The sequence below is a fragment of the Myxococcus sp. MH1 genome (genome assembly GCF_059738865.1).
Window position 1 is genome coordinate 7,463,687 of the sequence record NZ_AP026947.1, and the last position, 23,461, is coordinate 7,487,147.

Below are 23,461 nucleotides of genomic sequence, written 5' to 3' on the forward strand. Positions count from 1 at the left end.
CCGTGTTGGAATGACAGACATCCCGACCTGAAAGACATGGGACTTGACTGAACGGAGTTTCAGTCCCACTCTGGGACGGTGAAAGCCCGCCCCGTCGACAATCCGCCCAACCCCTGGGCGAGCACCGCGGTGGAGTACGTGGACGAGATTCCTCCCGCGAAGCTGGAGGTCTGGGAGGACCACAGCCGCCAGGTCCTCTCCCACAACGACAGCCCGGACGTGGGCTTCGACTGGAGCGTCAATCCCTACCGGGGCTGTCTGCACGCGTGCGCCTACTGCTACGCGCGCCCCACCCACCAGTACCTCGACTTCGGCGCCGGCACCGACTTCGAGACGAAGCTCGTGATGAAGCCGCGCGCGGCGGAGCTGCTCCGCGACGCCTTCGAGCGCCCCTCCTGGAAGGGGGAGACCGTCGTCTTCAGCGGCGTCACCGACTGCTACCAGCCGCTCGAGGCCTCCATGCGGCTGACGCGCGCGTGCCTGGAGGTCTGCGCCGAGTACAAGAACCCCGTCGGCATCGTCACCAAGGGCGTGCTCATCGAGCGCGACCTCGACGTGCTCCAGCGCCTGTCCCGCGACGCGCGGCTGTGGGTCAGCATCAGCCTGCCCTTCCACCACGCGGACATCGCCCGCGCCATGGAGCCCTACGCGGCCTCGCCCCAGCGGCGGCTGCTCGCCATCCGCCGCCTCGCGGACGCGGGCATCGACGTGGCCATCTCCTTCGCGCCCATCATCCCCGGCCTCAACGACGAGGACATCCACCGCGTCCTCACCGCCGCGAAGGAGGCTGGCGCCCGCCGCGCCCACTACACCCTGGTGCGCCTGCCCGGGCCCGTGAAGGAGGTCTTCGAGGAGCGGCTGCGCGCCAGGCTCCCCCTGCGCGCCGAGCGCGTGCTCCACCGCATCCGGGAGACGCGCGGCGGGGAGCTCAGCGACTCCCGCTTCAAGCACCGCATGCGAGGCGAGGGGCTCTACGCCCAGACCATCCACCGCCTCTTCGAGACGACGGCGCGCAGGGTGGGCCTGCGCACCTCGTACATCACCGAGCCGGCACCGGACACCTTCCAGCGCCCGCCGCGAAAGCCACCGCCCTCGCCCCAGCTCAGCCTCTTCTGAGCGCGCCTATTTGCGTATCGCCTGGACGATGCTGATGAGGATGACCGCCCCCACCGTGGCCACCGCCAACGAGTAGAGGTTGAACCCCGTCACGCCGCGCCCGCCCAACAGGCTGAACAGGAAGCCGCCAATCATCGAGCCGACGATGCCCGTCGCGATGTTGGCGAAGATTCCCATCCTCGCGTTCGTTCCCTTGATGATGCTCGCGATCCACCCCGCGAGCCCTCCCAGCACCAGCCACGAGCAGATTCCCATGTCATCCTCCTGACCGGCGGGTTGCTATCAGACCCGGCGTCGCCGTGCACCCGGGCCCACACAGGCCACTACGGCCCACGTGCCCACGTATTTCAAGGCCCCACGCCCCCTCACGAAAACGCCCCACGCCTCCCGAGGGAGACATGGGGCGCGTGTACGACACGAAGGCGCGGCTCAGTCCTTGCCGAGCATGCCGTCCTTCAGGCCGCCGTCCACCGGCGACTTGCCCAGCCACACGGAGAACAGCGCGTCGGCGAAGTCCTTGCCCTCCACCGAGATGGGCTCCGTCACCTTGGTGCTCCGCACGCTCGTGCCGGAACCCGGGACGTAGGTGAGGATGATCTCCTCGCCCTTCTTCACGTCCGGAATGGCGTTGGCGAAGGTGTTCAGCCGCTCCTGGAGCGCGGGCAGCTTGTCGCCCGCGTTCTTCTTGAAGCCCTCCACGATGGCGTCGGTGATGCTCTTCTTGTCCAGGTCTCGCAGCATGTACATGCGCACGCGCTTGGTCTCGTCCGCGGACAGGAGCGCGGCGGCGTCCTGGCTCGGGGTCTCCACGTACAGGCCCACCGCGTAGACCTTGAAGACCATCTTCTTGCGCAGGCCCACGCCGTTGAGCTTCAGCTCCTTGCCCTCGACCTTGGCGGTTCCGGGGAACTTCACCCCGGCGACCTCCTGGGCCTCTCCCGGAGCGGCGGAAGCAGGCAGGGCGAACAGCAGGCAGAGCGCGACGGCGGACAGGGTGGCTTTCATGAATCCCTCCAAGTGGGTTGTTTCACGTGCTCCGACGCACACTAGCCACGCGTCTTCACGAAATGCTCCATGAAGGTGACGAGGGTGCGCACATTCTCCACAGTCACCGCGTTGTACGTGGAAACCCGGATTCCTCCAGCGGTCCGGTGGCCCTTGAGCCCCACCATTCCATGCCGCTTCGCGTCAGCGACGAAGGCCGCGTCCAGCTCCGGCGTGGGCAGGTGGAACACGACGTTCATCACTGAACGCGACGCGCGCTCCACGGGGGCCCGGTAGAAGCCCGCGTGCGTGTCCAGCGCGCCGTAGAGCAGGTCCGCCTTCTGGCGGTTCCACGCTTCAATCTGGCCCAGCCCGCCCACGTCCTTCATCCACGCGAGCACGTTGCGCACCAGGTAGATGGCCAGCGTGGGGGGCGTGTTGTAGAGCGAGTTGTTCTCCGCGTGGACGGCGTACCGGAAGATCTTCGGGATGTCCTTGCGGCCCTTCGCGATGAAGTCCTTCTGGGCCACCACCAGCGTGACGCCGGAGGGCCCCAGGTTCTTCTGCGCGCCCGCGTAGACCAGCCCGAAGCGCGACAGGTCCATCTTCTTCCACAGGAAGTCGGAGCTCATGTCCGCCACCAGCGGCACCGGCCCGGTGTCCGGCATCGTGTGCCACTGGGTGCCGTAGATGGTGTTGTTGGTGGTGACGTGGACGTACGCGGCCTTCGCGTCCAGGGACAGCTCGTCCTGGCGTGGCACGCGGGTGTAGTGCTTGTCGGGCTGCACCGTCGTCGCCGCGACGCGGGGCTTGCCGTAGTACTTCGCCTCGTCGAGCGCCTTCTCGCTCCACACGCCCGTCATGAGGTAGTCCGCGCTCGTGTCGGGGGTGAGGAAGTTCATCGGCACCTGGGCGAACTGCTGCGACGCGCCGCCGGTGAGGAAGAGGACCTGGTGCGTGGACGGCAGGCCCGTCAGCTCCGACAGCAGGGCGATGGCCTCGTCGTGGACGGCCTCGTACTCCTTGCCGCGGTGGCTGTGCTCCATGACGGACATGCCGGAGCCCTGGAAGTCGAGCAGCTCGTCCCGGGCGCGCTCCAGGGCGGGAAGGGGCAGGCCGGCGGGACCGGGGTTGAAGTTGATGACGCGCATGGCGGACAGGGCTCCTCTTCGAAATGGAACGGCGGGGCCCATTCTTCCTCCCGACGCCCCCCCGGGAGCCAGTAGGAAGCGGTCCGCCCTCGTCCGCCTCCTCCAGGAGCGGCCCCGGGGACGGGAAATGCAGCGTGGCCACCGGGCCGTCCCGGGGGTCTGGAGGTCAGGTGGGTTCCACGGAGGGACTGGCGGAGTGGGTACGGCGCGCGGCGAGTGGGGAGACTTCCGCCTTCAGTGAGCTGTATCGGCGCACCCGCCCCCTCGTGGCGAGGTTGGTGGCGGGGTTCGCCCCGCTGGACTCGGACGAGGTGGAGGACGTCATCCAGGAGTCCTTCGTCCGGGCGTTCCGGGCGCTGCCCCGGCTGAAGGAGCCGGGGGCCTTCGAGGCCTGGCTGTTGTCCATCGCTCGCAACCGGGCGCGCACCCGGCTGGAGCGAAAGGCCCACCTCAGGAGGTTGGAGGACGACATCGCGGACCCGGAGCCGGAGGCGGTGCCGCCCGTGCCGGAGTCCCTGCAGCTCGAGCGCGACATCGAGGTGGTCCGTCAGCTCATCGCCGAGCTGCCCGAGGGCGAGGAGAAGCGGACAGTGCAGCTCTTCTATATCGAAGGGGAGCTGTCCGCGCGTGAGATTGCGGAGCAGATGGGCGTGGGCAAAAGCGCCGTGACGATGAGACTCGAGCGCTTCCGGGGCCGTATCAAGAGAGAGCTGCTGCGGCGAGTGCTCGCCGGTCGGTGGGAGTGAGAGGTCATGAGACACCTGGATGACGAGGCGCTCGGCGCCCTTGCCCGTCGTGAGCCGGACGCGGTGACGTACTTCCGCGAGCACCTGGCCACCGCGTGTGAGGCGTGTGAGGGCTACCTCGCCACCCACTCCGGCCCTGACGTCCTGGACGGGCGGGTGGACGCGGTGCTCCTGGCCCTGGCGCCTCCGCGCCCCCAGGCCCCCCTGGACGAGGTGGGCCTGGCGAGGGTGAAGAAGCAGCTTCGCGCACCGCCCCGGTGGGACGCGCGGCGCTGGGGCGTGGTGGCGGGCGCGGTGGCCGCGGCGCTCGTCGCGGTGGTGGTGGTGCCCCGGGTGCGCCAGTCGGGCGCCGGGGTGGAGGTGGGCACAGACTCGCTGGCGCCGGGCGTGAAGGGCCAGGTGGGGAAGATTGCCCTGGAGCTGGCGGTGGTGGCGCGCGGCGCGGACGGGAGCCTCAGGCGGTTGGACCCGGACACCCAGGTGGCCCCGGGCGACGTGCTGCTCCTGCGCTACCACGCCACCGAAGCGGGCACGGGCCTGCTCTTCCAGCAGCGGGCCGAGCAGGAGCCGGAGCTGTTGGGCACCTTCGTGCTGGAGGCGGGGACCCATGACCTGCGCGACCCCCAGGGCCTGTCGGGCGTCAGCCTGGAGGGGGAATCGGGGCCGGTGACGTTGTGGTTGGCCGCCACCCCCTCGGGCCTGGAGCCCTCGCCCGACGAGGTGAGGCGGGTCCTGGTGGGAGGAGGTGAGCGATGGGAACAAGGCACGCTCGCCGTGACGAGGTTCGACGTGCGCGTGGGAAGCGGCGAGAATCCGCGCTGACCGAGTCACCGTGAGGCCCCTGCTCTCCATCCTGCTGGCGGCGCTGATGGCGTGCGCGACTCCTTCGTCCCTGGGGACGGAGAAGGGCGGCCTCGTGCCGCTGCGGCTCGACGAAGAGGCGCTCTCCAGCGCCTACACGCCCCGGCGGATGGCGCTGCTCGTGGGCATCTCCGAGTTCGACGACCCCCATTGGCGGGGGCTGCGTTACCCATCGAAGGACGCCAAGGACCTGGCCGCGGCGATGCTGGACCCGACGAAGGGCCGCTTCGACCAGGTGCGCGTGCTCACGCGGCCGGAGGAGACGACACGCGCGGCCATCCTCGCCGCGCTCAGGCAGCTCCGGAAGGAGGCGCACCGCCCGGATGACGTGGTGGTGGTCTACTTCTCCGCGCACGGCACGCTGGCGCGCGACGCCACCGGGGAGCTGCGCCGCTTCCTGGTGACGCGGGACGCGTCCTACCGCGCCATCGCGCAGACGGCGCTGTCCATGGACGCGCTGAAGGCGGAGTTCGACGCGCTCTCCAGCCGGCGGCGGCTGCTGGTGCTGGCCTCGTGTCACAGCGGCAACGGCAAGTCGCTGTTGCCCAAGGAGTTGGAGAAGGAGCTGTCGGGCATCAAGTCCGGCTTCTACGCGCGGCCGCTGGAGGAGTCCTCGCGGGCGTCCATGGTGTTCGCCGCCTGTGACTGGGGCGAGACGGCGCGCGAGGACGAGGGCCTGCAGAACGACATCTACACGCACTTCCTCGTCGAGGGGCTGGGCGGCGGCGCTGACCGCAACGCGGACGGAGCCGTCACCGCGACGGAGGCGCACGACTACGCGCGCCGGCGCACGTTCGCCTTCACGGAAGGACGGCAGCGGCCGTCGGCGGAAATCCTGGAGGTGGGCGCGGATCCGGTGGTGCTGTCGGGCAGCATCTCCCGCACGGGCCGGCCGGAGCTGTTCTCCTACAACCCGCGCCTGGATGGCTTCACGCTCAAGGTGGACGGGGAGCCGCGCACGGAGCTGCCGGGCGGCGCGGCGGTGGTGCCGGGCAAGCGCACGGTGGAGCTGACCAAGGGTGACGCGGTGCTGGTGCGCCGCGAGGTGGAGGTGGGTGACGGGGAGCGGCTGCCCCTGGAGCAGCTGTTGTCGGAGGCCTTCCCCCGGCGCTCGCTGTCGCTGCTGGGCGGCATGTTCACCTTCGCGGACGCGAGAAGCCGCGGGGAGCTGTTGCCCATGGCGCCGGAGGTGGCGGTGTCGTTGCGGCTGGAGGACCGTCCGCTGCGCGACTTCGGGCTCTTGTTCGATGTCAGCTTCAGCACGGGCCGCCGCTCGCTGCGGCTCCTGCCGGAGGACACGGTCCCCTTCCGCTACACGACGTTCTCCGCCGGCGTGGCGCTCCCCTACCTGTGGCGCTGGGAGCGGCTGACGCTCTTCGCCGGCCCGCGTGTGGCCACCTTGTACCTGGGGCGGTCTTTCGATGTGGAGACGTACGCCGCCGGGCAGAGTTTCTTCACGGTCAGCCCCGGCGTGGTCGGAGGCGTGGTGCTGAGGGTGGGAGAGCGCCTGGAGTTGGTGGGACAGGCGCAGCTCATGCTGACGTACGTGGTGTTGGACGGGAAGGGACAGGCCGTGGGCTTCACCGGCGGCTGGGCCGGTGTGGGGTACCGCTTTTGATGCGCTCGAAACTGCACATCGCGTTGGGAGTCCTCCTGGCCCTGGGCGCGGGAGCGTGCGGCAACCTGGAGAACGCGCCCCTGCGGCTGGGCACCATCGAAGGGGCGCTGTCGGAGTACGACCCGGCGCACGCCCTGGTGTCGGTGGTGGGCGCGCCACAGCTGCGCTCGACGGTGGATGACCAGGGACGCTTCAAGCTGGAGAAGGTCCCCTCCGGGGACGTGGAGCTGTTCGTCGTCGCCACGCGGGAGAAGGCGACGCGGGTGAAGGTGAAGGTCTCCGCCGGCAAGGCGCTCGAGGTCGAGCGCGTCGAGCCGAAGGCCGCGGGCTTCCTGGAGCTGCGCGCGCGGTCCACCCAGGGCGAGCGGGTGGCGGGCGTGGAGGTGACGGTGCTGGGCACGCACCTGGACCAACTGCAACTGGATGGCAAGGGGCGCGTGCAGGTGGGCCCCCTGCCGGACGGGTGCTACGAGCTGTCCATCGTCGGCATGGGGTTTCCGGAGGTGCGCTCCTCGGCGTGCGTCGGCTCGGGAGAGAAGAAGGAGCTGCGCGTCCAGTTGCAGCCCCGCGCGGACCTGGTGAACCGGTGCGCCGCGACGGGCTGCGAGGACGGCCTGGTGTGCGGCCCGGGTGGCCACTGCGTGGAGTGCGTGGAGGACGACCAGTGCGGCGCGGGCATGTCGTGCAAGGGCTTCCGCTGCAACGCGAACGGCCCCCAGTGCGGCGCGTGCGTGAATGGCCGCAGCTGTGATGACGGCTCCGCGTGCATGCTGCTCGTCGGCGGCGGGCCGACGTGCGTGAAGTCCTGCACGGAGACGGTGGACGAGGACGACCTCGCCGCGAGCCGCTGCGAGGCGGGCTTCACCTGCCAGGCGGGCAGCTGCCTGCCGGACACGCAGCGCTTCCTGAGCTGCAGCGCGCTCCTGCAGTTCGGCGCGGAGTGCATGGACGACGAGCGCTGCCAGGGGCTGGGCATGGCCTCGGGCCTGTGCGTGGAGCGCCAGTGCACCGTGCCGTGCGTCGAGGACCTGGACTGCCCGGGCGCCTCGCGCTGCGAGGACACCCTGGACGGTCGCGTGTGCTCGGTCCGCGACTGAGGGCCCTGAGTCACCCGCCCGGCGTGAGCACGAGCCCGTCGCGGGAGAGCCGGGCCACCGCGCCGAGGACGTCGGACTCGGGCATCCCGGTGGCCGCCGTCACGTCCGATGCGGACAGGCCCTCCACCGCCATCTTCAGCACGAGCAGCGTGGGCGGCGTGGCCTCCTGGTAGTACGTCACCAGGTCCACGGGGTGGCGCCACAGGAGCGCCAGCTCCTCGCCGCGCTCGGGCGCCCCACCCTCCCCCCGACTCCGCACGTGCGCGCAGAGGCGGAAGGTGTGCTCCAGCACGGCCAGGGTGGGGTTCGGCGTCAGCGTCTCCACGCGGGCCGGCGACGGCGCCTGGGACGAGAACACCGCGAAGTCCGTCCACTCGAAGCGCGCCAGCTCGGCGGAGTAAGCCGGCAGGCCGTGGGACACGAGCGAGTCCGCGATGAACGCGGGGAAGCCCTCGCCCAGCCGGTTCACCTCGTGGTGCCGCGCGGGGCGCGTCAGCGTGTAGCCCTCCACGAGCGAGGTCCATGCCTCCGGCCCCACCGCGCGGCGCAGGAGCGGATAGAGCTTCTCCACCGCGCCTCGCACGTGGCCTCGCACGAAGTCGCCGTAGAGGGACACGCGCCGGGCGGGCGCGTCCCACCCCGGGTGCCTGGCGTAGAGCTGCTCCAGTGAGGCCGTGCCCGGCTTCGCGAGGTAGGCACCCATGCCGTCGAAGAAGTGCTTGAGCTCGGGCTTCATCGTCGCTCCGTGTCGCCGAGCACGGCGCGCGCCTGGTCCGCTTCGTCCAGCACGGCCGTCATCGACGGGATGTCCTGGTCCCACTCGATGAGCGTCGACACGGGGCCGGTGCGCTCGAGCACGTAGCGATACAGCGACCACACGTCGTCGCAGACGCGGTCTCCGTGCGTGTCGATGATGACGTCGGGGTAGCGCGTGTGGCCGGCGAGGTGCACCTGCACCACGCGCTCGAGCGGCAGCGCGTCCACGAAGGCGCGCGCGTCGTAGCCGTGGTTGAGCGCGTTGACGTAGACGTTGTTCACGTCCAGGAGGAGGCCGCAGTCCGCCTGCTCCACCACGTGCCGCAGGAAGTCCGCTTCGCCCAGCGTGCCCCCGGGCATGTTCGCGTAGTAGCTCGGGTTCTCCAGCAGGAAGGGGCGGCCCACGCGGGCCATCACCTCGCGCACGCGCGGCACGACGTGCTCCACCGCGGCCTCACTGAAGGGCAGCGGCAACAGGTCGTGCAGGTACACGCCGCCCAGGCGCGAGTAGCACAGGTGGTCGGAGAAGAACGGCGCGTCCACGCGCTCGACCAGCGCGGCCAGGGCCGTGACGTAGTCGACGTCGAGCGCGTCCGGCCCGCCGATGTCCAGGCCCACGCCGTGCGGCAACACGGGCCAGCGCTCCACGCACGCGTCCAGCGCGCGCTGGGGACGACCGCCGAGCGACAGGAAGTTCTCCGGGATGATCTCCACCCAGTCGAGCGTGCGCTCCGTGCGCGGCAGCTCCTCGTAGAAGCTCCGTCGCAGGCCGATGCCCGCGCCCAGGGGCTTCAGTCCGTGTCTTCGCGCGTACGTCGCCACCACGGCGGGGGACCTCCTACGGGGTTGATGCGAAACCGGGCGGTGGGAGCGGATGTTCCCACCGCCCGGAGGGGGCCTGGATGCGGCCCGTGACGACTACTTCTTGCCGCAGCCGCCCGCGCCGCAGGCGTGCTCGGTGCCCTTCTCCGGCGTCGCGGCGGGGGCGGCGCCCTCGGTCTTCTGCGCGCCGCAGCCCGCCTCGGCGCCCTTGTCGCCTTCGGCCTTCTGCGCGCCACAGCTGCCCTCGGCGCCCTTCTCCGCGGCGGCCGGCTGGGCCTCGGCGGACTTGGTGGAGGCACAGCCGGTGGCGAGGGAGGCCAGGGACAGGGTGCCGACAATCGCCGCAAGAGCCTTCGCGTTCATGGGGTTGCTTCCTTTCGGTACTGCGTTGAGGGGGGTTACTGCTCGAGCGCGCGAGTCATCTGGAAGCGCGATGAGCGCCAGCGTCGTTCTGGACATGGCGGACCTCATCTACGGATGTCGATGAATCGCGGATGCATCCGATACGCAACTTCCCGCACGTGGGTTACACCCACCCGTTTCCAGTGCCTCGCGCAGCGCGCTGTCACGGGCCGGCACCAGCTGGATGCCCTCAGCGCCGGTCGTCACGCCCAGCGCTTGTAGCAAACCTTCCTGCTCCACAAAAGCAGGCCGCTCGAGGTGGCGGGCGAGCAGCGCATCGAACAGCGGCTGCCCCGCGACCTCGTCCACCGCCATGCCGAAGGCCCCGAAGGTGGACGTGCTCCCCCGCGCCGCGAGCCCCTCCAACACATCCTCCAGGTGACGTCGGTTTCCAGTGACACGGCGGATTTCCACATCGAGATGCAGGGCGAAGAGCGCGCCGGTCCAATAGGTGCCTGGGGAGAAGTCGCTGTCGGCGACGACCTCCTTCATGGTGCGGGCTTTCGCCACGTCCCGGCCGCGCGCGAAGCCGTCCACCAGCTCGCCCCAGGCGCGCTGGGCGCTTTGTCTTCCCGAGCGGACCTGCGCCATCTCCGTGAGGTAGGTGGCGAGCCCCTCCGACAACCACGGCACGCGCGGGAGGATGGCGGGATGCGCGAGGTGGAGCATCTCGTGGAGCGCGACCCAGTCGCGCTCGAACGAGGCTTCGGTGGCGTCCTGTCCCACGAGCAGCGAGATGCTGGGTGGAGAGCTCCACAGCACCATGCCGAAGAGGCCGGGGCCCTCGCGCCCGGGGACGGGGATGACCCGCACGGTGACGCGGGGATAGGGGAAGGCGCGGCGCACGGTGAGCACTTCGTCGGCGGTCCGCTTCAGCCAGTGACACACGCGCGCGTCGTCGAGGTGGGTGAAGTGGCCGAGCACCGCCACGTCCAGCACCGCGTCTTGAAGGACCACCTGACACCGTCGTCCGCCGAAGGCGTGGAACCCCGAGTCGACGAGGTCCTCGGCGCGCAGGTGGTACAGGCCCGTGTCATCCGGTTGCCAGGGCAACAGGGCATCAATGCCTTCGACGACGAGCTCCACGCGCAGGTCGGGTGGCGCCAGGTTGGGGCGGATGAGGTACGTGCGCCCCGTGAGGTGCCACGTGTCCTCCTCGGTGCTCCCCGAGAAGAAGTCCCAGCCGTGTCCACGACGGCGGGGTTCGAGTGCATAGCGGTAGCGCAGGAAGCGGATGTCGCGGGGCAGTTGCACCAGGCCGTCGCGGACCGGGACTTCGAGGCGCTCGCCGTCCTCGCGGTATGCGCTGACGGAGTCCACGCCGCCGGGGCGGGTGAAGCGGAAGGTGCGCGGTGCGCCTCGGACGAGGACGACCTCCACGTCGAGCGCGGGCGTGGGTTCGCGGACGTAGGTGAGGTTGTAGCGCAGCGCCGCCGGATCCTTCGCCGCGCGCGAGCGGACACCGCCGAGGCAGGACAGCGCCACGAGGCAGAGCAGCGGGAGCATCGAACGGATGCGCGCGGGGGACATCACGGACACAACCCTAGCCTGGAGCGAAGCGTGCGCGGGAGCGGCCGTCGGCGCTTCCGTGCGAGCGTGTGGGAAGGGCCCTCCGCGCGCCGAGGACGCGATCGGTGCCGAGCGACCTGGGACAGTGGGTCCTTCGGGCCGAGACGCGCCAGTCCGTGGGAGGGCCACACTCCGAGCCCCTCAAGAGCCTGCGCGGGAACATCCCATGGCTCGATGCGTGTCTCCCCGAGGCCCCCTTGGCGCACGATGGACTCGGAGCGTTGGAGGCCGCGCGGGCCTCTCCGTTGGACACGAGCCCCGCCCCATGACTGCGCCGTATCGGACTCACAGGGCGACGGGTAGATTCCGCGCCGTGCATTCCGACTTCATGCGCCTGATGCCACATCATCCCCGGAAGCCCACGCCATGGTGCCTTTCCCTGGTCCTGCTGACAGCGTGCGCGAGCAACCCGAGTCGATCCGGGCATGTCGACCTACGTCTCGACACAGAAACCGCTGCGAGGCTTCGCCATGCGGCTGCGGTGTCGCGTAGCGCGACTGGCGCTGCGGCGACCCAGGAAACGGCCTCGCAACTCATCAAACTCGCTCCAGTTCTGCTTGTCGTGCTGAAGGATGACAATGCAGTGGATGAGCTTGAAGAGCATCTCGTGGATTGCGCCATCCAGGCGGAGCGCCAGGTGAACAATGAGTTCTTCGGCGGGCGCTCCCCGACCCGAAGAGAGTGCGGTGAGGAAGTGGAGAGAGATGGCTGCGGTGACGTTGTCACCCGCGCCATGGCCCTTGGGAAGCGCAAGCACCTGCTGGCGCTCCAATGTGCTCGCGAGGTGCTGGAGCGAGCCTGGACGGCGCCTTTCAGCATCGAGCAACGCTATCGTTACTATCCTCATGCAGACCTCCTGGAGACCATCAGCCGAAGCGAAGAGGCTCGACTTCTCGCAGAGGGCTGCACGCGTGATTTGTGGCGCACCATCAAGCCGGATGTGGTCCTGCACTCCGATTCCAACCTGTTGAGCTCAATCCTCATCCTGGACTTCAAGTTCCCCTGCCCCGATTCGAATGAGGCCCGGTGGACTCTCTATGGGGAGAAGAGCGCCTACCAGGGCTCGAACCAGGGACGAGTCTACAGAGAGGCCCTGAAAGGAGAGGCAGTCATGATTTCGCCTCGATGGGGAATCACACAATGAGCGATTCGCTTCCAGTCATCCGACTGATGAACAAGCACGGAGACCTGGTGGCCCGTGATGGACTCGCGCTCTGCTTCTTCATGCGTCACTCACACCGGGATGTGGCCGACCGCGTCTGGTCCTGCCTGGAGAAGTACCGGCGTGCCATCCCTCCCCTGGCACTGGGGTGGTATGGAGCGGACGATGGAGACATGCTCCCCTTGGATGAAGCAGGGTGGACGCACATCCGTCAGCAAATTGTCGAACGTGCCTGGGGGGGCGAGTGGCTCGTTGATCTGTCCGAGTTGCCCGGCGGGGCCAGCGACTACCACTTCGGATACGACGGTCGAAAGCTCGATGACCCCATCTTCTCACGCGACGACAGGGCAACGAGTGGGCTCTGCTTCTTGTTCCCCACCGAGTACCTCATGACACATAGCCCGGAGCATTTCCGCACCCTGGCCCTCGAGATTGCTCGTGAGCTTCCGTTCAGCTTTGGTTACGCCAGCCCCGCGCTCATCTCCTCATCAGGGGCCTGGTTCTCCCTCCGGAAGCAGGTCCAAGAGGTGCTCCAACGTTACCTAGGCCTGGACCTCCCACGTCTGGGAGACACCAGTCGGAACATCGGTACGCGCGCACGAGGCGCTTACTGGCTCACGTTTCTGGGACAGCCGTTGCTCAGTCAGCTTGGAGGTCGCGAGATTGTGGAGCAACAGCTCGACTTGCCAGGTGTCTCTGTCCAAGCCGTGGACGAGGAGCGAATTCTGGTCACCTTGGGAGAGTGGCCCGAAGCCATCGACACCGAAAATCACGCCATCCCGCTGCCCTATCGGGAGATGACGCGGGTCCTCGAACCCTTCCTGCATGAGGAAGAGGTCACCGGGCTGCCGTGGGATCCCATCACCTTGCGTCTTCGGAGCCACCGACTCCGCCGATGATGCTCAGGGGTGGGCACAGCTCACTCGACGTCAGTCGCTCTGCTTCTTCTCCGGAGCCCCCGCGCCCGCGAGCAGGAAGGCGCGCGCCGCCTCCAGGATTTCATCCGACAGCGGCGTCGCCTTCGTCGCCCGCGCGAGCGTCATCGCCCCGAACAGGAGCGCCACCGTCGCCAGCGCGCGCTGCCTCCCGGTGACACCCTCCCCACTTGCGACCCGGGCCCCCAGCTCCGCCGCGAGCGTCTCCACGCCCCGCCCCAGCGCCTCCTGCGCCTCGGGCGTGCCCCGCGTCACGTCCGACAACACGGAGGGCAGGATGCAGCCCTCCTCCATGTCGTCACGGTTGTGGCGGTTCAGGTACCGCCTCACGAAGTGACTCAGGAACTCCGCGCCGCGCAGCTCCTCCAGCCCTCCCAACCAGCGCGAGTGCTGATCCTGGAAGAACGCCCGCACCGACTCCGCGAGCAGCGAGTCCTTCGAGGCGAAGTGCGCATAGAAGCCGCCCACCGTCAGCCCGGCCGCGCGCATGACGCGCTCCACGCTCGCGCCCGCGAACCCCTCCTTCCGGAAGAGCGACTCCGCCGCCGCCAGGATTCTCTCGCGCGTGGCCTGCTTGTGCTCGGGTGCGTAGCGCATCGCCGCCCTACTCCCGGCCACCCGGGCCCGCGGGCCTGAACACCATGCACGTCGTCGTCCCGTGCGCGTACAGCTTCCCGCTCGCGTCCGTCAGCTTCGCCTGCGCCGTCGCCACCCGCCCTCCCACGTGAATCACCTCCCCCGTGCACGTCAGCTTCCCCGTGTCCTGCGAGATGGCCCGCACCATGTTCACGTGCAGCTCCAACGTCGTGTAGCCCGCCCCCACCGGCAACGTGCTGTGCACCGCGCACCCCAGCGCCGAGTCCAACAACGTGGCCGCCAATCCCCCGTGCACCGTCCCGATCGGGTTGTAGTGGTACTCCCCCGGCTCCACCTCGAACACCGCCCGCCCCTCCGACACCTCCACCGGCGCGAAGCCCATCAGCGACGCAATCGGCGCCCCCGGCACCTCCCCCCGGACGATGGCGCGCAGGTACTCCAGCCCCGACATCGTCTTCGCCGCCGCCACCCCCTCCCGGTAGTCCCGCCAGGTCACCGTCCGGGTCCGCGCGTCGCTCTCCGCCTCGCTCATGGCCTCTCCCTCGATGAAATGATGGCCGTCATCGTCCCAGAACCGGACATCCACACGTTCCTCGACAATGAGGCTTGCCAGATGGAATGATACCCATAATACAAAGGGGCATCGAGCGCACGTCGCGAAGAAGGAGGGCCCACGGACGGCCGGACCGTGTGTTCTCCTGGCGTGCCATGCAAGGGAGCGGCGGATGCAGAAGCGGCGCGTGGTGGTGACGGGACTGGGGCTCATCAGCCCCTGTGGGACGGGCGTGGAGAAGAGCTGGGAGGCGCTGGTGCGCGGCCAGAGCGGCGTGGGCCCCATTACCCTCTTCGACGCGAGCGCGCTCGACTGCCGCATCGCCGGCGAGGTGAAGGACTTCAAGGTCGAGGACCACATCGAGCGGCGCGAGGCCCGACGCATGGACCGCTTCGCCCACTTCGCCGTGGTGGCCTCCGACATGGCCCTGGAGGACTCGGGCCTGAAGGTCACCCCCGAGAACGCCGAGCGCATCGCCACCATCATCGGCTCGGGCATCGGTGGAATCGGAAGCCTGGAGGAGACGTTCCGCCGCGCGCTGGAGAAGGGGCCGGACCGCATCAGCCCCTTCTTCGTCCTGCAGATGATCATCAACATGGCCCCCGGCTATGTGAGCCTGCGCCATGGCCTCAAGGGCCCCTCCTGGGCGCCCAACTCCGCGTGCTCCACCAGCGCCCACGCCATCGGCGAGGCGATGCGCGGCATCCAGCGCGGCGAATTCGACGTGGCGGTGGCCGGAGGCGCCGAGGCCCCCATCTCCCTGCTCGGCGTCGGAGGCTTCGCCGCCATGCAGGCCTTGTCCCTGCGCAACGACGCGCCCCATGCCGCCAGTCGCCCCTTCGACGCGGACCGCGACGGCTTCGTGCTCGCCGAGGGCTCCGGCATGCTCGTCCTCGAGGAGCTGGAGCATGCACGCGCCCGCGGCGCCCGCATCCACGCGGAGCTCACCGGCTACGGCGCCAGCGCCGACGCGCACCACGTCACCGCGCCCGCCCCCGAGCACGAGGGCGCCCAACGCAGCATGCGCGCGGCCCTGAAGGACGCCGCCTTGCGCCCCGCCGACATCGGCTACATCAACGCGCACGGCACCTCCACGGACGTGGGCGACCTCATGGAGGTCCAGGGCATCCACCACGTCTTCGGCGACGCCGCGCGCTCCGTCGCCGTCTCCTCCACCAAGTCGATGACCGGCCACATGAACGGCGCGGCGGGCGCCGCGGAGGCCGTCATCAGCATCCTCGCCCTCACCCGGGGCCTGCTGCCGCCCACCATCAACCTGGAGCGGTTGGATCCACGCATCGACCTGGACTGCGTGCCCAACACCGCCCGGCCCGCCCAGGTCGACGCCGTCATGAGCAACTCCTTCGGCTTCGGCGGCACCAACGTGTCGCTCATCTTCCGAAGGCTGATCCCCTGAGCCCTGTCCCGCATCACCCCTGTAAACCGCGAAAACTCGTTTACCAACGCATGCGAACCGCATGCCGCATCGCGGCGGTAAACACTTGACAAGGTGCGTCGAGCACCGCCCGGAACGCACATCCGCGCGAGAACAAAGTGCAACGATTACATGTGGTTGCACATGCTCGACAGGTATCGGACAGGTGGCAGTTGGCTGTTCCGTCGCCGGCCGCACAGGGGGAGCGCGGTCGAAAAACGCTGATTGCAAATCGGTAAATCGATTTGCAAAGTGGTTGAAAGGGTCCGTGAGGCGCGAGGGCCAGGCGCGCCCTGTGGTGGACCCGACTCAGCCATGAACGACAACGCACTGAACGCCAACGTGGGCCTGAAGCTCCGGGGTCTGCGGCTCGCCCGCAACATCAAGCAGGCGGACGCGGCGAAGGACCTGGGGGTCTCCCCCGCCTACTTGAACCTCATCGAGAAGGGCAAGCGCGTGATGCCCTTCCCGCTGCTCTGGAAGGCCCTTCGCTACTTCGACCAGGACCCCGAGCAGTTCATGTCCACGCTGGGCGAGGGCCGGGTGGACGAGGCGCTCGCGAAGCTGCTCGACGAGCCGCTGCTCAAGAGCCTGGACATCGACCCGGAGTCGCTCCAGTCGCTGTCGGCCGAGCCGAAGCTCGCCGGCACCGTGGCCGCGCTCTTCAACCTCTACAAGAACACGCGCACGCAGCTGGAGAACGTGCTCGCGCAGCTCAACGTGGAGGAGCGCACGCGGACCCAAGGCAGCAGCGCCGGCAACGGCACGGTGCCCGGCGTGCGCTTCGACTACTCGCCCTTCGACGAGGTGAGTGACTTCCTGGAGACGCACCGCAACTACTTCCCCGAAATCGAGGAGCAGGCGGAGGCCCTGCGGCGCGACGTGAGCCTGGAGCGCCAGCTCACCAGCGGGCAGCTGATGCAGCTGTTGGAGAAGCGCTTCGGCTACCGCGTGCTCATCGACGCTTCGCCCAGCGGCTCGTCCGTGGTGCGGCGGCTGGACCCGGAGGAGCAGACGCTCACGCTGTCACCGGACCTCACCGAGCAGCCGCTGAAGTTTCAAATCGCGGCGTCCATCGGCCTGCTCATGCTGGACAAGGAGAAGCTGGTCGAGCGCATCCTCGGCGCGGGGCGCACCCGGCACGGCGAGACGACGCGGCTCATCAAGGTGAACCTGGCCAACTACTTCGCCGGCGCGCTGATGCTGCCGTACGGGGACTTCTTCAAGGAGGTGCAGCGCACGCGCTACGACGTGGAGCTGCTGTCGAGCATCTTCGGCTCCACCTACGAGACGGTGGCCCACCGGCTGTGCAACCTGTCGGACCCGAAGCGCCCGGGCATCCCGTTCCACTTCCTGCGCTCGGACATCGCCGGCAACATCTCCAAGCGCTACAGCGGCACCGGCATCCGCTTCGCCAGCGGCGGCGGCAGCTGCGGCAAGTGGGCCGTGCACCTGGCGTTCCTCAACCCGTCCCAGCTCACCCGGCAGTATTCGATGATGCCGGACGGCACCACGTACTTCTGCTTCGCCAAGGTGCAGCTGCAGCCGACGGAGGGCTCCATCGTCAAGGGCACCGCCTACTCCATCGGCCTGGGCACCCACGCGGAGAACGCGAAGTACCTGGCGTACGGTCTGCCCACCAATGACTTGCGCAAGGATGCCATCCCCTCCGGCATCTCCTGCCGCTTCTGCGAGCGCACCGACTGCAACCAGCGCGCGGCGGCCAGCTACCGCTTCGCCTTCGCGTTCGACGAGTACACGAAGAAGGACTGCTTCTTCTCCCCGCTGCTGGGCTACGAGCAGGCCGACAAGGTGGAGAAGGAGCGCCACGTCGGGGGTGCCCACGGCGCCACTGGAAATGGCGGCGGCGCTCAGCCAGGCGTCAATGGCGCTGACGGGAGCGAGAAGCACGATTCGTTGGACAAGGCGGCCCGGCGCCGCAAGGGTGGCGACGCGTGAGCATGCACCCGCCCGAAGACACCGAACGCGCCCATCTGCTGGAGGCGCTCCAGAAGCAGAAGAACCAGCTGGCCACCCTGCGCATCACCGGCACGCCCACCACCGTGGGCCAGGGCCTGGTGAGCCTGGCGGAGCTGCACGGCCTGCTCGAGGACCACGCCGCCAGCCGCCAGTGCTACGAGGAGGCGCTCGGGATGTTCCAGGAGGCCGGCTACAAGCCGGGCCTGGCCCAGGCGTACTTCGGCATGGGCGTGGCCAAGGCGAACTTCGAGGACCACCGCGGCGCGCTGGAGCTCATCGCCAAGGCCGCGATGCTCTTCAACGAGACCAAGGACCGCGAGGGCGAGGCGATGTGCCGCGCCTGCGTCGGCGAGTCCCTGCGCGCGCTGGGCCAGCCCGAGGCCGCCGAGGAGAAGTACCAGGAGGCGCTCATCCTCTACCGCCAGACGCGCAACACCGGGCGCACCGCGCGGCTGCTGCTCGACATCGGCGACATCCGCATGGAGAAGGCCGAGTACGAGCCGGCCCGGAAGCGCTTCCTCGAGGCGATTCCCCTGCTGGAGCAGGGCGACGACCCCGAGGCGCTCGCGCTGGGCCACCTGCTGCTCGGCGAGTCCGAGGGCCTGCTGGGCAACCACGAGGGCGCGCGCTCGCACCTCTTGCGCGCGGTGGAGCTGTACCAGGAGCTGCACGACCACGTGCACGAGGCGCGCGCCCGGTGGGACCTGGGCCTGTCCTGCTACTACACCCAGGACCTGCCCGCGGCCCGGGAGCAGCTGGAGGCCGTGCTGCCGCTCTACGAGGAGCAGGGGCGCATGGACGAGGTCGCCAAGGTGCGCAACATCCTCGCCCACTTCGCCGCCCGGGGCGCCTGAAGCGCCCCACCGCCTCACGGGGTGCCGTGCGTCACGCCTGGATGCCGGCCCCCACCGCCAGGGCCAACAGGCCCAGCACTCCCGCGGCGATGACGGCGTAGCGCCACTCTCCGCGCAGGCCCAGGAGCGTGCCCGCCACGCCCAGCCGCGCCACCGGCGTCACCAGCAGCAGCGACGCCGCCGCCTTGCGAAGCTGGTCGATGGCCACGTGCGTGCTCTCCGAGCCCGGCAGCGCCTCCAGCCCCAGCGACAGCACGAACATGCCGCCGCTGAGCACCGCGCCCACGCGCAGCACGCGGGCAATCCACCGGTCTCCGGCCAGCGCCCTGTCGCGCACGCGCGGGGTGCTCGGCGCGGGTGCCTCCAGGGTGCTCGCGGTGACGGGCTCCGACTCCAGCTCCGGCGCCGTCTCCGCCGCGGCCGGAGCGGACGTCGCCGCCACCGCGTTGTGCGTCAGCCTCGCAGGCTCCGCCATCACCGCGGAGACCGTTGGAGGTTCTTCTCCGTCCGGGTCCTCACCCCTCACTCCCAGATGCTCGGCCACAGTCCCGCCCCTCCCTTCCACAACATCTGCCCCGCCACCGTCAGCAGCACCAGCGCGAACAGCCGCTTGAGCACCGCCGTGGGGACCTTCGGCATCAGCCGGCTGCCCACATAGGCGCCGGCCAGCACGCCCACCACCAGCGGCGACACCAGCGCCAGCTTGAGGTGCCCGCGCAGCGCGTACGCGGCCACGCTCGCCGCGCCCGTCACGCCAATCATCAGGTTGCTCGTGGCGCTGGCCACCTTGAAGGGCACGTGCATGCCGTAGCTCATCAGCGGCACCTTCAGCGGCCCTCCGCCGACCCCCAGCAGCGCGGACAGGCCACCGGCCACGAACGAGCCGGAGATGCCCAGCGGATAGTTCGTCGGCTGGTAGTCGTCCAGCGTCGCCGGCTCGCGTCGGGGCGAGCGCAGCAGAATCATCTGCAGCGCCACGTAGAGCGTGAACAGGCCGAACACCACCGCCACCATCGCCGGCGCGATGAGCGCCGCGACGAGGCCCCCCGCGATGGCGCCCAGCACCGTGGCCAGCTCCAGCGTCAGCCCCAGCCGGATGTCACTCAGGTGGTTGTCCACATAGCCGGCGGCGGCCGCGCACGAGTTGGCCACCACGCACATGAGGCTCGCCGGCACCGCCTCCTCCAGCGGCAGCCCGAAGCCCAGCACCAGCGCGGGCACGAGCACGATGCCGCCCCCGATGCCGAGCATCGCTCCCAACGCCCCCGCGAGCCCGCCCACCACCATGAGGAGAAGTACCGTCATTCCTCCACGAGGATAGGAGCGGTGAGCCGCCTCGCACAGCGGCATTCCCCGACGGCAGGCAGGCTCGGCAGGACGGTTGCTCTGCGCGCGAAACGCCCTGGCACCGCAGGGCGTGGGGCGGGTGCGTCAAGCCGCTCGAACCCCCAGCGTTCCCTCGGGGAAGGCCTCCAGGAAGCGCGCCCGCGTCCGAGGCGTGAAGGTGCCCCTGGCCATGTAGCCGTGCAACCTCCGAAGGACTCCACGCGCCGACTCCAGCGCACCTTCGACCTCCTGGGCGAAGTCGAAGGTGTCGTTGCGATACAGCTCCTGGAAGGACAGGCGGGCGAAGGCGGGCAGCGCGCGCGTGCGGCCCACGGGGCTGGAGAGGAAGAGTCCGGAGACGTACAGCCCGCGCACCCAGCCATCCACGTCCGCCTTGGAGGGCGCCTGCCCCACGCGCTCCTGCGAGGACAGGCGCACCAGTTCGTAGATGCCCCGGCCGATGCCGCGCCACGGGAAGCCCGGGCTCTTCACCACCTGACACTTCTCGCGCAGCCGGGGCGTGCCGAGCAGGTCCACGCCGTGCAGCTCGCGCAGGTAGAAGAGCGTCTGCGCCCACTCGATGTCGCGGTGCGCCGCCAGCGCCCGCTCGCCCCGTCGGCGGTGCTTCACCACGAGCTGGTCGACGATGGGGTGCAGCCGGCGGTCCATGCACAGGTGCGTGAAGTAGCCGGACAGCAGGGCCAGTCCCGGCTCGGTGCCCACCAGCGCGCCCGTGGCGACGAGCTCCGCCATCTTCAGGCCGAAGCCCACCGGCGCGCGCTCGTGGTACAGCCGCGAGAACAGCGGCATCTCGCGCTCGGGCAGGAAGGCGGCGAGCCCGCCTCGGACGCCCTCGCACAGGGGCAGGTCCGGCAGCGCGGCGCCGAAGCGCGCGTAGGGCAGGTCCTCCGAGAGCGCACGCACCCACTCCGGAGGCAGCTCTCCGGGGTTGGCGGCCAACCGTTCGATGGCGGTCAGATGCATCAGCAAGGTGGGCATTGCCTGACTGCTACCCAGCCCCCCGCGGCAATGCAACGCTCGAATGAAATCCAACGCTTTGCGTGCAACAGGGCGGGCGTTACAGTCCGCGGCCTTTCGTCTTCCCTCATCCGTTCAGGAGTCCATCGGCCCATGAATTTCTCCTTCGTCTCCGGCGACGCCTCCCTTGCGAATGGCGAGCTGCTCGTCATTCCGCTCTTCGAGGGTGAGCTGGGTGAGGGTGCCCCGGCGGGTCTCGTCGCGGCGGACAGCGCGCTGGAGGGCCGCCTGCGCGGCGCCGCCACCCAGGAGGGCTTCAAGGCGAAGGCGGACCAGTCCCTGGTGATGCACACGCTCGGCCGCACCCCGGCGGGCCGGGTGCTGCTGTTGGGCCTGGGCAGCCGCGCGCGCTTCCACCCGGAGGTGCTGCGGCTGGCCGCCGGACGCGCGGCGAAGACGGCCCAGCGGCTGAAGGTGGCCTCGCTCGTGGTGGCGCTCCCCGTCACGGACGCGCAGGCGGACGCGGTGCGCGCGGTGGTGGAGGGGCTGGAGCTGGGCGCGTACAAGTTCGACAAGTACAAGTCCTCCGCGCGCGAGGAGAAGGGCGCGAAGAAGCCCGTCAAGGTGTCCCTGGTGCTGCCCGAGGGCGTGGAGAAGTCGCGTGACCTCGAGGACGCGCTCGCGCTGGGCAAGCGCGTGGCCGAGGCGGCCAACTGGGCGCGCGACCTGGTGAACGAGCCGCCCAACGCGGTGACGCCCACGGTGCTGGCCGAGGCGGCGCGCAAGTCCGCCAAGGAGCACGGGCTGAAGATCACCATCGGCGGTCAGCGCGAGATCGAGAAGCTGCGGATGGGCATGTTCCTGGGCGTCACGGCCGGGAGCACCGAGGAGCCGCGGCTCATCCACGTGGAGTACACGCCGAAGAACGCGCGCGACGCGAAGCGGCCTCCGCTGGCGCTGGTGGGCAAGGCGATCACCTTCGACTCGGGCGGCCTGTCGCTCAAGCCCACCGAGGGCATGGTGGACATGAAGACGGACATGGCGGGCTCGGCCGCGGTGCTGGGCGCCATGCAGGTCATCGCGCAGCTCAAGCCGCCCTTCCCCGTGCATGCCTTCATCGGCGCGTGCGAGAACATGCCGGCCGGCAACGCGTACAAGCCCGGTGACATCCTCACGTCGCGGCTGGGCAAGACGGTGGAGATCACCAACACGGACGCCGAGGGCCGGCTGGTGCTGGGCGACATGCTGACGTGGGCGTGCGAGCACAAGCCGTCCGCCGTCATCGACCTGGCCACGCTCACGGGCGCGTGCATCGTCGCGCTGGGCAACTACATCGTCGGCGCCTTCGGCGACGACGACGACACCGTCAACCAGGTGCTCCAGTCCGCGCGCACCGCGGGCGAGGAGATGTGGCGCCTGCCGGTGAGCGAGCTGCAGAAGGACGCGCTGCGCTCCGAGGTCGCCGACATGAAGAACTCCGGCGAGCGCTGGGGCGGCTCCATCAACGCCGCGCTGTTCCTCAAGGAGTTCGTCGGCGACACGCCGTGGGTGCACCTGGACATCGCGGGGCCGTCCAACAGCCCCAAGGAGCGCGGCTACCTCTCCAAGGGCGGCACCGGCGTGGGCGTGCGCACCCTGGTCGAGTGGGTGCGGCTGCGCGCGCAGACGCAGGGCGAAGAGGTGGCCGAGGCCCCCGCGAAGCCCGCTCGCCAGGCGCGCGGCGCGAAGAAGTCCACGCGCGGCTGACGCCTCCTGTCGGCGGTGTCCGCGAGCCCCACGCCTTCGTGGAGTTCGTGGCAGCGGCGCTTGCGCGTACCCCTCAGGCGCGCGGCGCCGCTTGAGGCTCGGGCGCGCCGGGCTGCCTCCAGCAACGGAGGAAGCTCAGGGACGCGCGGCCTGGGGCACGGTGCCGGGGAGCGGCTTCTTGCGCTCCGGCAGCGGCCGGATGCCCTGGATGAGGGCATCCACGTTCTGGATGTCACCGGCGGGCGCCAGCGCGGGCCAGGTGGCCAGCATCATCAGCACGCGGCCCTCCTGTCCCTCGCGCACGGCGACGCGGCCGTGCACGCCCTCCCCCACCTGGAAGTCGAAGCCCACCGCCTTGTCCGACAGCGCGAGCGGCACCGGGTCCGTGGTGGTGAAGCCCGGCTGCTGACGCAGGCCCTCCGCGAGCCGCTCGGCGAACTGGGTGGGTGACACCACCTCCGGCGCCACCTGCAGCACCACCTGCGCGTTGGAGGGCGGGTGGCGCAGGACGACGGGAATCGCCAATCCCTCCGGCGTGCGCTCGTTCGTCACCACCAGGTGCCACTCGTCGCTGGGGCGGATGATTTCGAACCCCAGCTCCTCGTCGACGTAGGGCCCGGACACCGACGCCGTCTGAGCCGCCACCGGGGGACCGGAGCCGCCCGTGCCCGGCTCCGTCGCCGCCGCGTCGGCCTTCACGGCCTGGCGCGAGCCACTGCACGCCGTGCCCAACAACAGGAAACCCCACGCCAGCTTCCGCAGAACACCCATGA

24 protein-coding genes are annotated in these 23,461 nt (G+C 69.7%); 11 read left to right on the forward strand and 13 right to left on the reverse strand.

Features of this window, described 5'->3' with window-relative positions:
- The first annotated feature begins 78 nt into the window (after positions 1-78).
- A complete protein-coding gene (locus AC6JA9_RS29120) occupies positions 79-1,116 on the forward strand; it encodes a PA0069 family radical SAM protein (protein WP_497958174.1) in 1,038 nt (345 codons plus the stop codon).
- Between the two features lie 6 nt (positions 1,117-1,122).
- Here AC6JA9_RS29120 and AC6JA9_RS29125 read toward each other — a convergent pair whose 3' ends face one another.
- From AC6JA9_RS29125 to serC, 3 genes are all read right to left on the reverse strand, one after another.
- Positions 1,123-1,371: a GlsB/YeaQ/YmgE family stress response membrane protein gene (locus tag AC6JA9_RS29125; RefSeq protein ID WP_046715010.1), complete on the reverse strand. Its 249-nt coding sequence runs from the start codon at positions 1,369-1,371 to the stop codon at positions 1,123-1,125.
- 174 nt (positions 1,372-1,545) lie between these two features.
- Complete coding sequence (locus AC6JA9_RS29130) at positions 1,546-2,121, reverse strand: chalcone isomerase family protein (protein ID WP_141330232.1); 576 nt, start codon at positions 2,119-2,121, stop codon at positions 1,546-1,548.
- Positions 2,122-2,162: 41 nt separating this feature from the next.
- Positions 2,163-3,251, reverse strand: a complete 1,089-nt coding sequence (gene serC / locus AC6JA9_RS29135) for a 3-phosphoserine/phosphohydroxythreonine transaminase (RefSeq protein ID WP_497958175.1) — start codon at positions 3,249-3,251, stop codon at positions 2,163-2,165.
- Positions 3,252-3,421: 170 nt separating this feature from the next.
- Here serC and AC6JA9_RS29140 point away from each other — a divergent pair, with 170 nt between their 5' ends.
- Genes AC6JA9_RS29140 through AC6JA9_RS29155 form a run of 4 tightly spaced genes read left to right on the forward strand, consistent with a single transcriptional unit; the run spans position 3,422 to position 7,573 of the window.
- Positions 3,422-3,997 (forward strand): RNA polymerase sigma factor, encoded by a 576-nt coding sequence (locus AC6JA9_RS29140; RefSeq protein ID WP_174816707.1) that lies wholly within the window; start codon positions 3,422-3,424, stop codon positions 3,995-3,997.
- A 6-nt stretch (positions 3,998-4,003) separates the two neighbouring features.
- A complete protein-coding gene (locus tag AC6JA9_RS29145; protein WP_223784075.1) occupies positions 4,004-4,819 on the forward strand; it encodes a hypothetical protein in 816 nt (271 codons plus the stop codon).
- A gap of 10 nt (positions 4,820-4,829) precedes the next feature.
- A complete protein-coding gene (locus tag AC6JA9_RS29150; RefSeq protein ID WP_223745660.1) occupies positions 4,830-6,476 on the forward strand; it encodes a caspase family protein in 1,647 nt (548 codons plus the stop codon).
- Positions 6,476-7,573: a carboxypeptidase-like regulatory domain-containing protein gene (locus AC6JA9_RS29155; protein WP_497958176.1), complete on the forward strand. Its 1,098-nt coding sequence runs from the start codon at positions 6,476-6,478 to the stop codon at positions 7,571-7,573. Before AC6JA9_RS29150 ends, AC6JA9_RS29155 begins: the two co-directional genes overlap by 1 nt.
- A gap of 10 nt (positions 7,574-7,583) precedes the next feature.
- Here the strand turns inward: AC6JA9_RS29155 and AC6JA9_RS29160 are convergent, their stop codons facing one another.
- The 4 genes from AC6JA9_RS29160 to AC6JA9_RS29175 form a co-directional block, all read right to left on the reverse strand.
- The gene (locus tag AC6JA9_RS29160) at positions 7,584-8,309 is read right to left on the reverse strand and encodes an HvfC/BufC N-terminal domain-containing protein (RefSeq protein ID WP_223784073.1); all 726 of its coding nucleotides are present in this window, start codon (positions 8,307-8,309) and stop codon (positions 7,584-7,586) included.
- On the reverse strand, positions 8,306-9,151 hold the full coding sequence (gene bufB, locus AC6JA9_RS29165) for an MNIO family bufferin maturase (protein ID WP_426736537.1): 846 nt from the start codon (positions 9,149-9,151) through the stop codon (positions 8,306-8,308). Before bufB ends, AC6JA9_RS29160 begins: the two co-directional genes overlap by 4 nt.
- A gap of 96 nt (positions 9,152-9,247) precedes the next feature.
- Positions 9,248-9,514 carry a hypothetical protein gene (locus tag AC6JA9_RS29170; RefSeq protein WP_141330247.1) on the reverse strand — a complete coding sequence of 89 codons (267 nt, stop codon included), beginning with the start codon at positions 9,512-9,514 and terminating at the stop codon, positions 9,248-9,250.
- 108 nt (positions 9,515-9,622) lie between these two features.
- Positions 9,623-11,083, reverse strand: a complete 1,461-nt coding sequence (locus tag AC6JA9_RS29175) for a M61 metallopeptidase family protein (RefSeq protein WP_497958177.1) — start codon at positions 11,081-11,083, stop codon at positions 9,623-9,625.
- 352 nt (positions 11,084-11,435) lie between these two features.
- Between AC6JA9_RS29175 and AC6JA9_RS29180 the strand changes: the two genes are divergently transcribed.
- On the forward strand, positions 11,436-12,266 hold the full coding sequence (locus AC6JA9_RS29180; RefSeq protein ID WP_223784071.1) for a hypothetical protein: 831 nt from the start codon (positions 11,436-11,438) through the stop codon (positions 12,264-12,266).
- Positions 12,263-13,183, forward strand: a complete 921-nt coding sequence (locus AC6JA9_RS29185; protein WP_223784070.1) for a type VI immunity family protein — start codon at positions 12,263-12,265, stop codon at positions 13,181-13,183. Before AC6JA9_RS29180 ends, AC6JA9_RS29185 begins: the two co-directional genes overlap by 4 nt.
- A 30-nt stretch (positions 13,184-13,213) precedes the next feature.
- On the opposite strand, the gene AC6JA9_RS29190 is transcribed toward AC6JA9_RS29185, so the two are convergent.
- The gene (locus AC6JA9_RS29190; protein WP_408889791.1) at positions 13,214-13,816 is read right to left on the reverse strand and encodes a TetR/AcrR family transcriptional regulator; all 603 of its coding nucleotides are present in this window, start codon (positions 13,814-13,816) and stop codon (positions 13,214-13,216) included.
- Between the two features lie 7 nt (positions 13,817-13,823).
- Positions 13,824-14,348, reverse strand: coding sequence for a PaaI family thioesterase (locus AC6JA9_RS29195; protein WP_255665944.1), 525 nt, complete (start codon positions 14,346-14,348; stop codon positions 13,824-13,826).
- A 193-nt stretch (positions 14,349-14,541) separates the two neighbouring features.
- On the opposite strand from AC6JA9_RS29195, the gene fabF reads away from it, so the two are divergent.
- The 3 genes from fabF to AC6JA9_RS29210 all read left to right on the forward strand — a co-directional run bounded on the left by fabF (position 14,542) and on the right by AC6JA9_RS29210 (position 18,638).
- Positions 14,542-15,786, forward strand: a complete 1,245-nt coding sequence (fabF, locus tag AC6JA9_RS29200; protein ID WP_408889790.1) for a beta-ketoacyl-ACP synthase II — start codon at positions 14,542-14,544, stop codon at positions 15,784-15,786.
- A gap of 333 nt (positions 15,787-16,119) precedes the next feature.
- Complete coding sequence (locus tag AC6JA9_RS29205) at positions 16,120-17,763, forward strand: helix-turn-helix domain-containing protein (RefSeq protein ID WP_141325894.1); 1,644 nt, start codon at positions 16,120-16,122, stop codon at positions 17,761-17,763.
- Positions 17,764-17,765: 2 nt separating this feature from the next.
- Complete coding sequence (locus tag AC6JA9_RS29210) at positions 17,766-18,638, forward strand: tetratricopeptide repeat protein (protein ID WP_141325893.1); 873 nt, start codon at positions 17,766-17,768, stop codon at positions 18,636-18,638.
- A gap of 31 nt (positions 18,639-18,669) precedes the next feature.
- Here the strand turns inward: AC6JA9_RS29210 and AC6JA9_RS29215 are convergent, their stop codons facing one another.
- The 3 genes from AC6JA9_RS29215 to AC6JA9_RS29225 form a co-directional block, all read right to left on the reverse strand.
- Positions 18,670-19,116, reverse strand: a complete 447-nt coding sequence (locus AC6JA9_RS29215; RefSeq protein WP_370640311.1) for a hypothetical protein — start codon at positions 19,114-19,116, stop codon at positions 18,670-18,672.
- Positions 19,117-19,160: 44 nt separating this feature from the next.
- Positions 19,161-19,943 (reverse strand): sulfite exporter TauE/SafE family protein, encoded by a 783-nt coding sequence (locus tag AC6JA9_RS29220; protein ID WP_046715030.1) that lies wholly within the window; start codon positions 19,941-19,943, stop codon positions 19,161-19,163.
- 126 nt (positions 19,944-20,069) lie between these two features.
- Positions 20,070-20,963, reverse strand: coding sequence for a zinc dependent phospholipase C family protein (locus AC6JA9_RS29225; protein WP_141325890.1), 894 nt, complete (start codon positions 20,961-20,963; stop codon positions 20,070-20,072).
- Between the two features lie 132 nt (positions 20,964-21,095).
- On the opposite strand from AC6JA9_RS29225, the gene AC6JA9_RS29230 reads away from it, so the two are divergent.
- Positions 21,096-22,688, forward strand: a complete 1,593-nt coding sequence (locus AC6JA9_RS29230) for a leucyl aminopeptidase (RefSeq protein WP_248544504.1) — start codon at positions 21,096-21,098, stop codon at positions 22,686-22,688.
- Positions 22,689-22,823: 135 nt separating this feature from the next.
- On the opposite strand, the gene AC6JA9_RS29235 is transcribed toward AC6JA9_RS29230, so the two are convergent.
- The gene (locus AC6JA9_RS29235) at positions 22,824-23,459 is read right to left on the reverse strand and encodes a hypothetical protein (RefSeq protein ID WP_497958178.1); all 636 of its coding nucleotides are present in this window, start codon (positions 23,457-23,459) and stop codon (positions 22,824-22,826) included.
- Between the last annotated feature and the right edge of the window lie 2 nt (positions 23,460-23,461).

What these genes read in the sequence shown, in the direction of transcription:
- AC6JA9_RS29170 (WP_141330247.1), bottom strand. Translation starts at nt 9,514, where the DNA reads ATGAACGCGAAGGCTCTTGCGGCGATTGTCGGCACCCTGTCCCTGGCC.
- AC6JA9_RS29185 (WP_223784070.1), top strand. Translation starts at nt 12,263, where the DNA reads ATGAGCGATTCGCTTCCAGTCATCCGACTGATGAACAAGCACGGAGAC.
- AC6JA9_RS29160 (WP_223784073.1), bottom strand. Translation starts at nt 8,309, where the DNA reads ATGAAGCCCGAGCTCAAGCACTTCTTCGACGGCATGGGTGCCTACCTC.
- AC6JA9_RS29195 (WP_255665944.1), bottom strand. Translation starts at nt 14,348, where the DNA reads ATGAGCGAGGCGGAGAGCGACGCGCGGACCCGGACGGTGACCTGGCGG.
- serC (WP_497958175.1), bottom strand. Translation starts at nt 3,251, where the DNA reads ATGCGCGTCATCAACTTCAACCCCGGTCCCGCCGGCCTGCCCCTTCCC.
- AC6JA9_RS29225 (WP_141325890.1), bottom strand. Translation starts at nt 20,963, where the DNA reads ATGCCCACCTTGCTGATGCATCTGACCGCCATCGAACGGTTGGCCGCC.
- AC6JA9_RS29235 (WP_497958178.1), bottom strand. Translation starts at nt 23,459, where the DNA reads ATGGGTGTTCTGCGGAAGCTGGCGTGGGGTTTCCTGTTGTTGGGCACG.
- AC6JA9_RS29130 (WP_141330232.1), bottom strand. Translation starts at nt 2,121, where the DNA reads ATGAAAGCCACCCTGTCCGCCGTCGCGCTCTGCCTGCTGTTCGCCCTG.
- AC6JA9_RS29125 (WP_046715010.1), bottom strand. Translation starts at nt 1,371, where the DNA reads ATGGGAATCTGCTCGTGGCTGGTGCTGGGAGGGCTCGCGGGGTGGATC.
- AC6JA9_RS29175 (WP_497958177.1), bottom strand. Translation starts at nt 11,083, where the DNA reads ATGTCCCCCGCGCGCATCCGTTCGATGCTCCCGCTGCTCTGCCTCGTG.
- AC6JA9_RS29205 (WP_141325894.1), top strand. Translation starts at nt 16,120, where the DNA reads ATGAACGACAACGCACTGAACGCCAACGTGGGCCTGAAGCTCCGGGGT.
- AC6JA9_RS29220 (WP_046715030.1), bottom strand. Translation starts at nt 19,943, where the DNA reads ATGACGGTACTTCTCCTCATGGTGGTGGGCGGGCTCGCGGGGGCGTTG.
- AC6JA9_RS29155 (WP_497958176.1), top strand. Translation starts at nt 6,476, where the DNA reads ATGCGCTCGAAACTGCACATCGCGTTGGGAGTCCTCCTGGCCCTGGGC.
- AC6JA9_RS29145 (WP_223784075.1), top strand. Translation starts at nt 4,004, where the DNA reads ATGAGACACCTGGATGACGAGGCGCTCGGCGCCCTTGCCCGTCGTGAG.
- AC6JA9_RS29230 (WP_248544504.1), top strand. Translation starts at nt 21,096, where the DNA reads ATGAATTTCTCCTTCGTCTCCGGCGACGCCTCCCTTGCGAATGGCGAG.
- fabF (WP_408889790.1), top strand. Translation starts at nt 14,542, where the DNA reads ATGCAGAAGCGGCGCGTGGTGGTGACGGGACTGGGGCTCATCAGCCCC.
- AC6JA9_RS29210 (WP_141325893.1), top strand. Translation starts at nt 17,766, where the DNA reads ATGCACCCGCCCGAAGACACCGAACGCGCCCATCTGCTGGAGGCGCTC.
- AC6JA9_RS29190 (WP_408889791.1), bottom strand. Translation starts at nt 13,816, where the DNA reads ATGCGCTACGCACCCGAGCACAAGCAGGCCACGCGCGAGAGAATCCTG.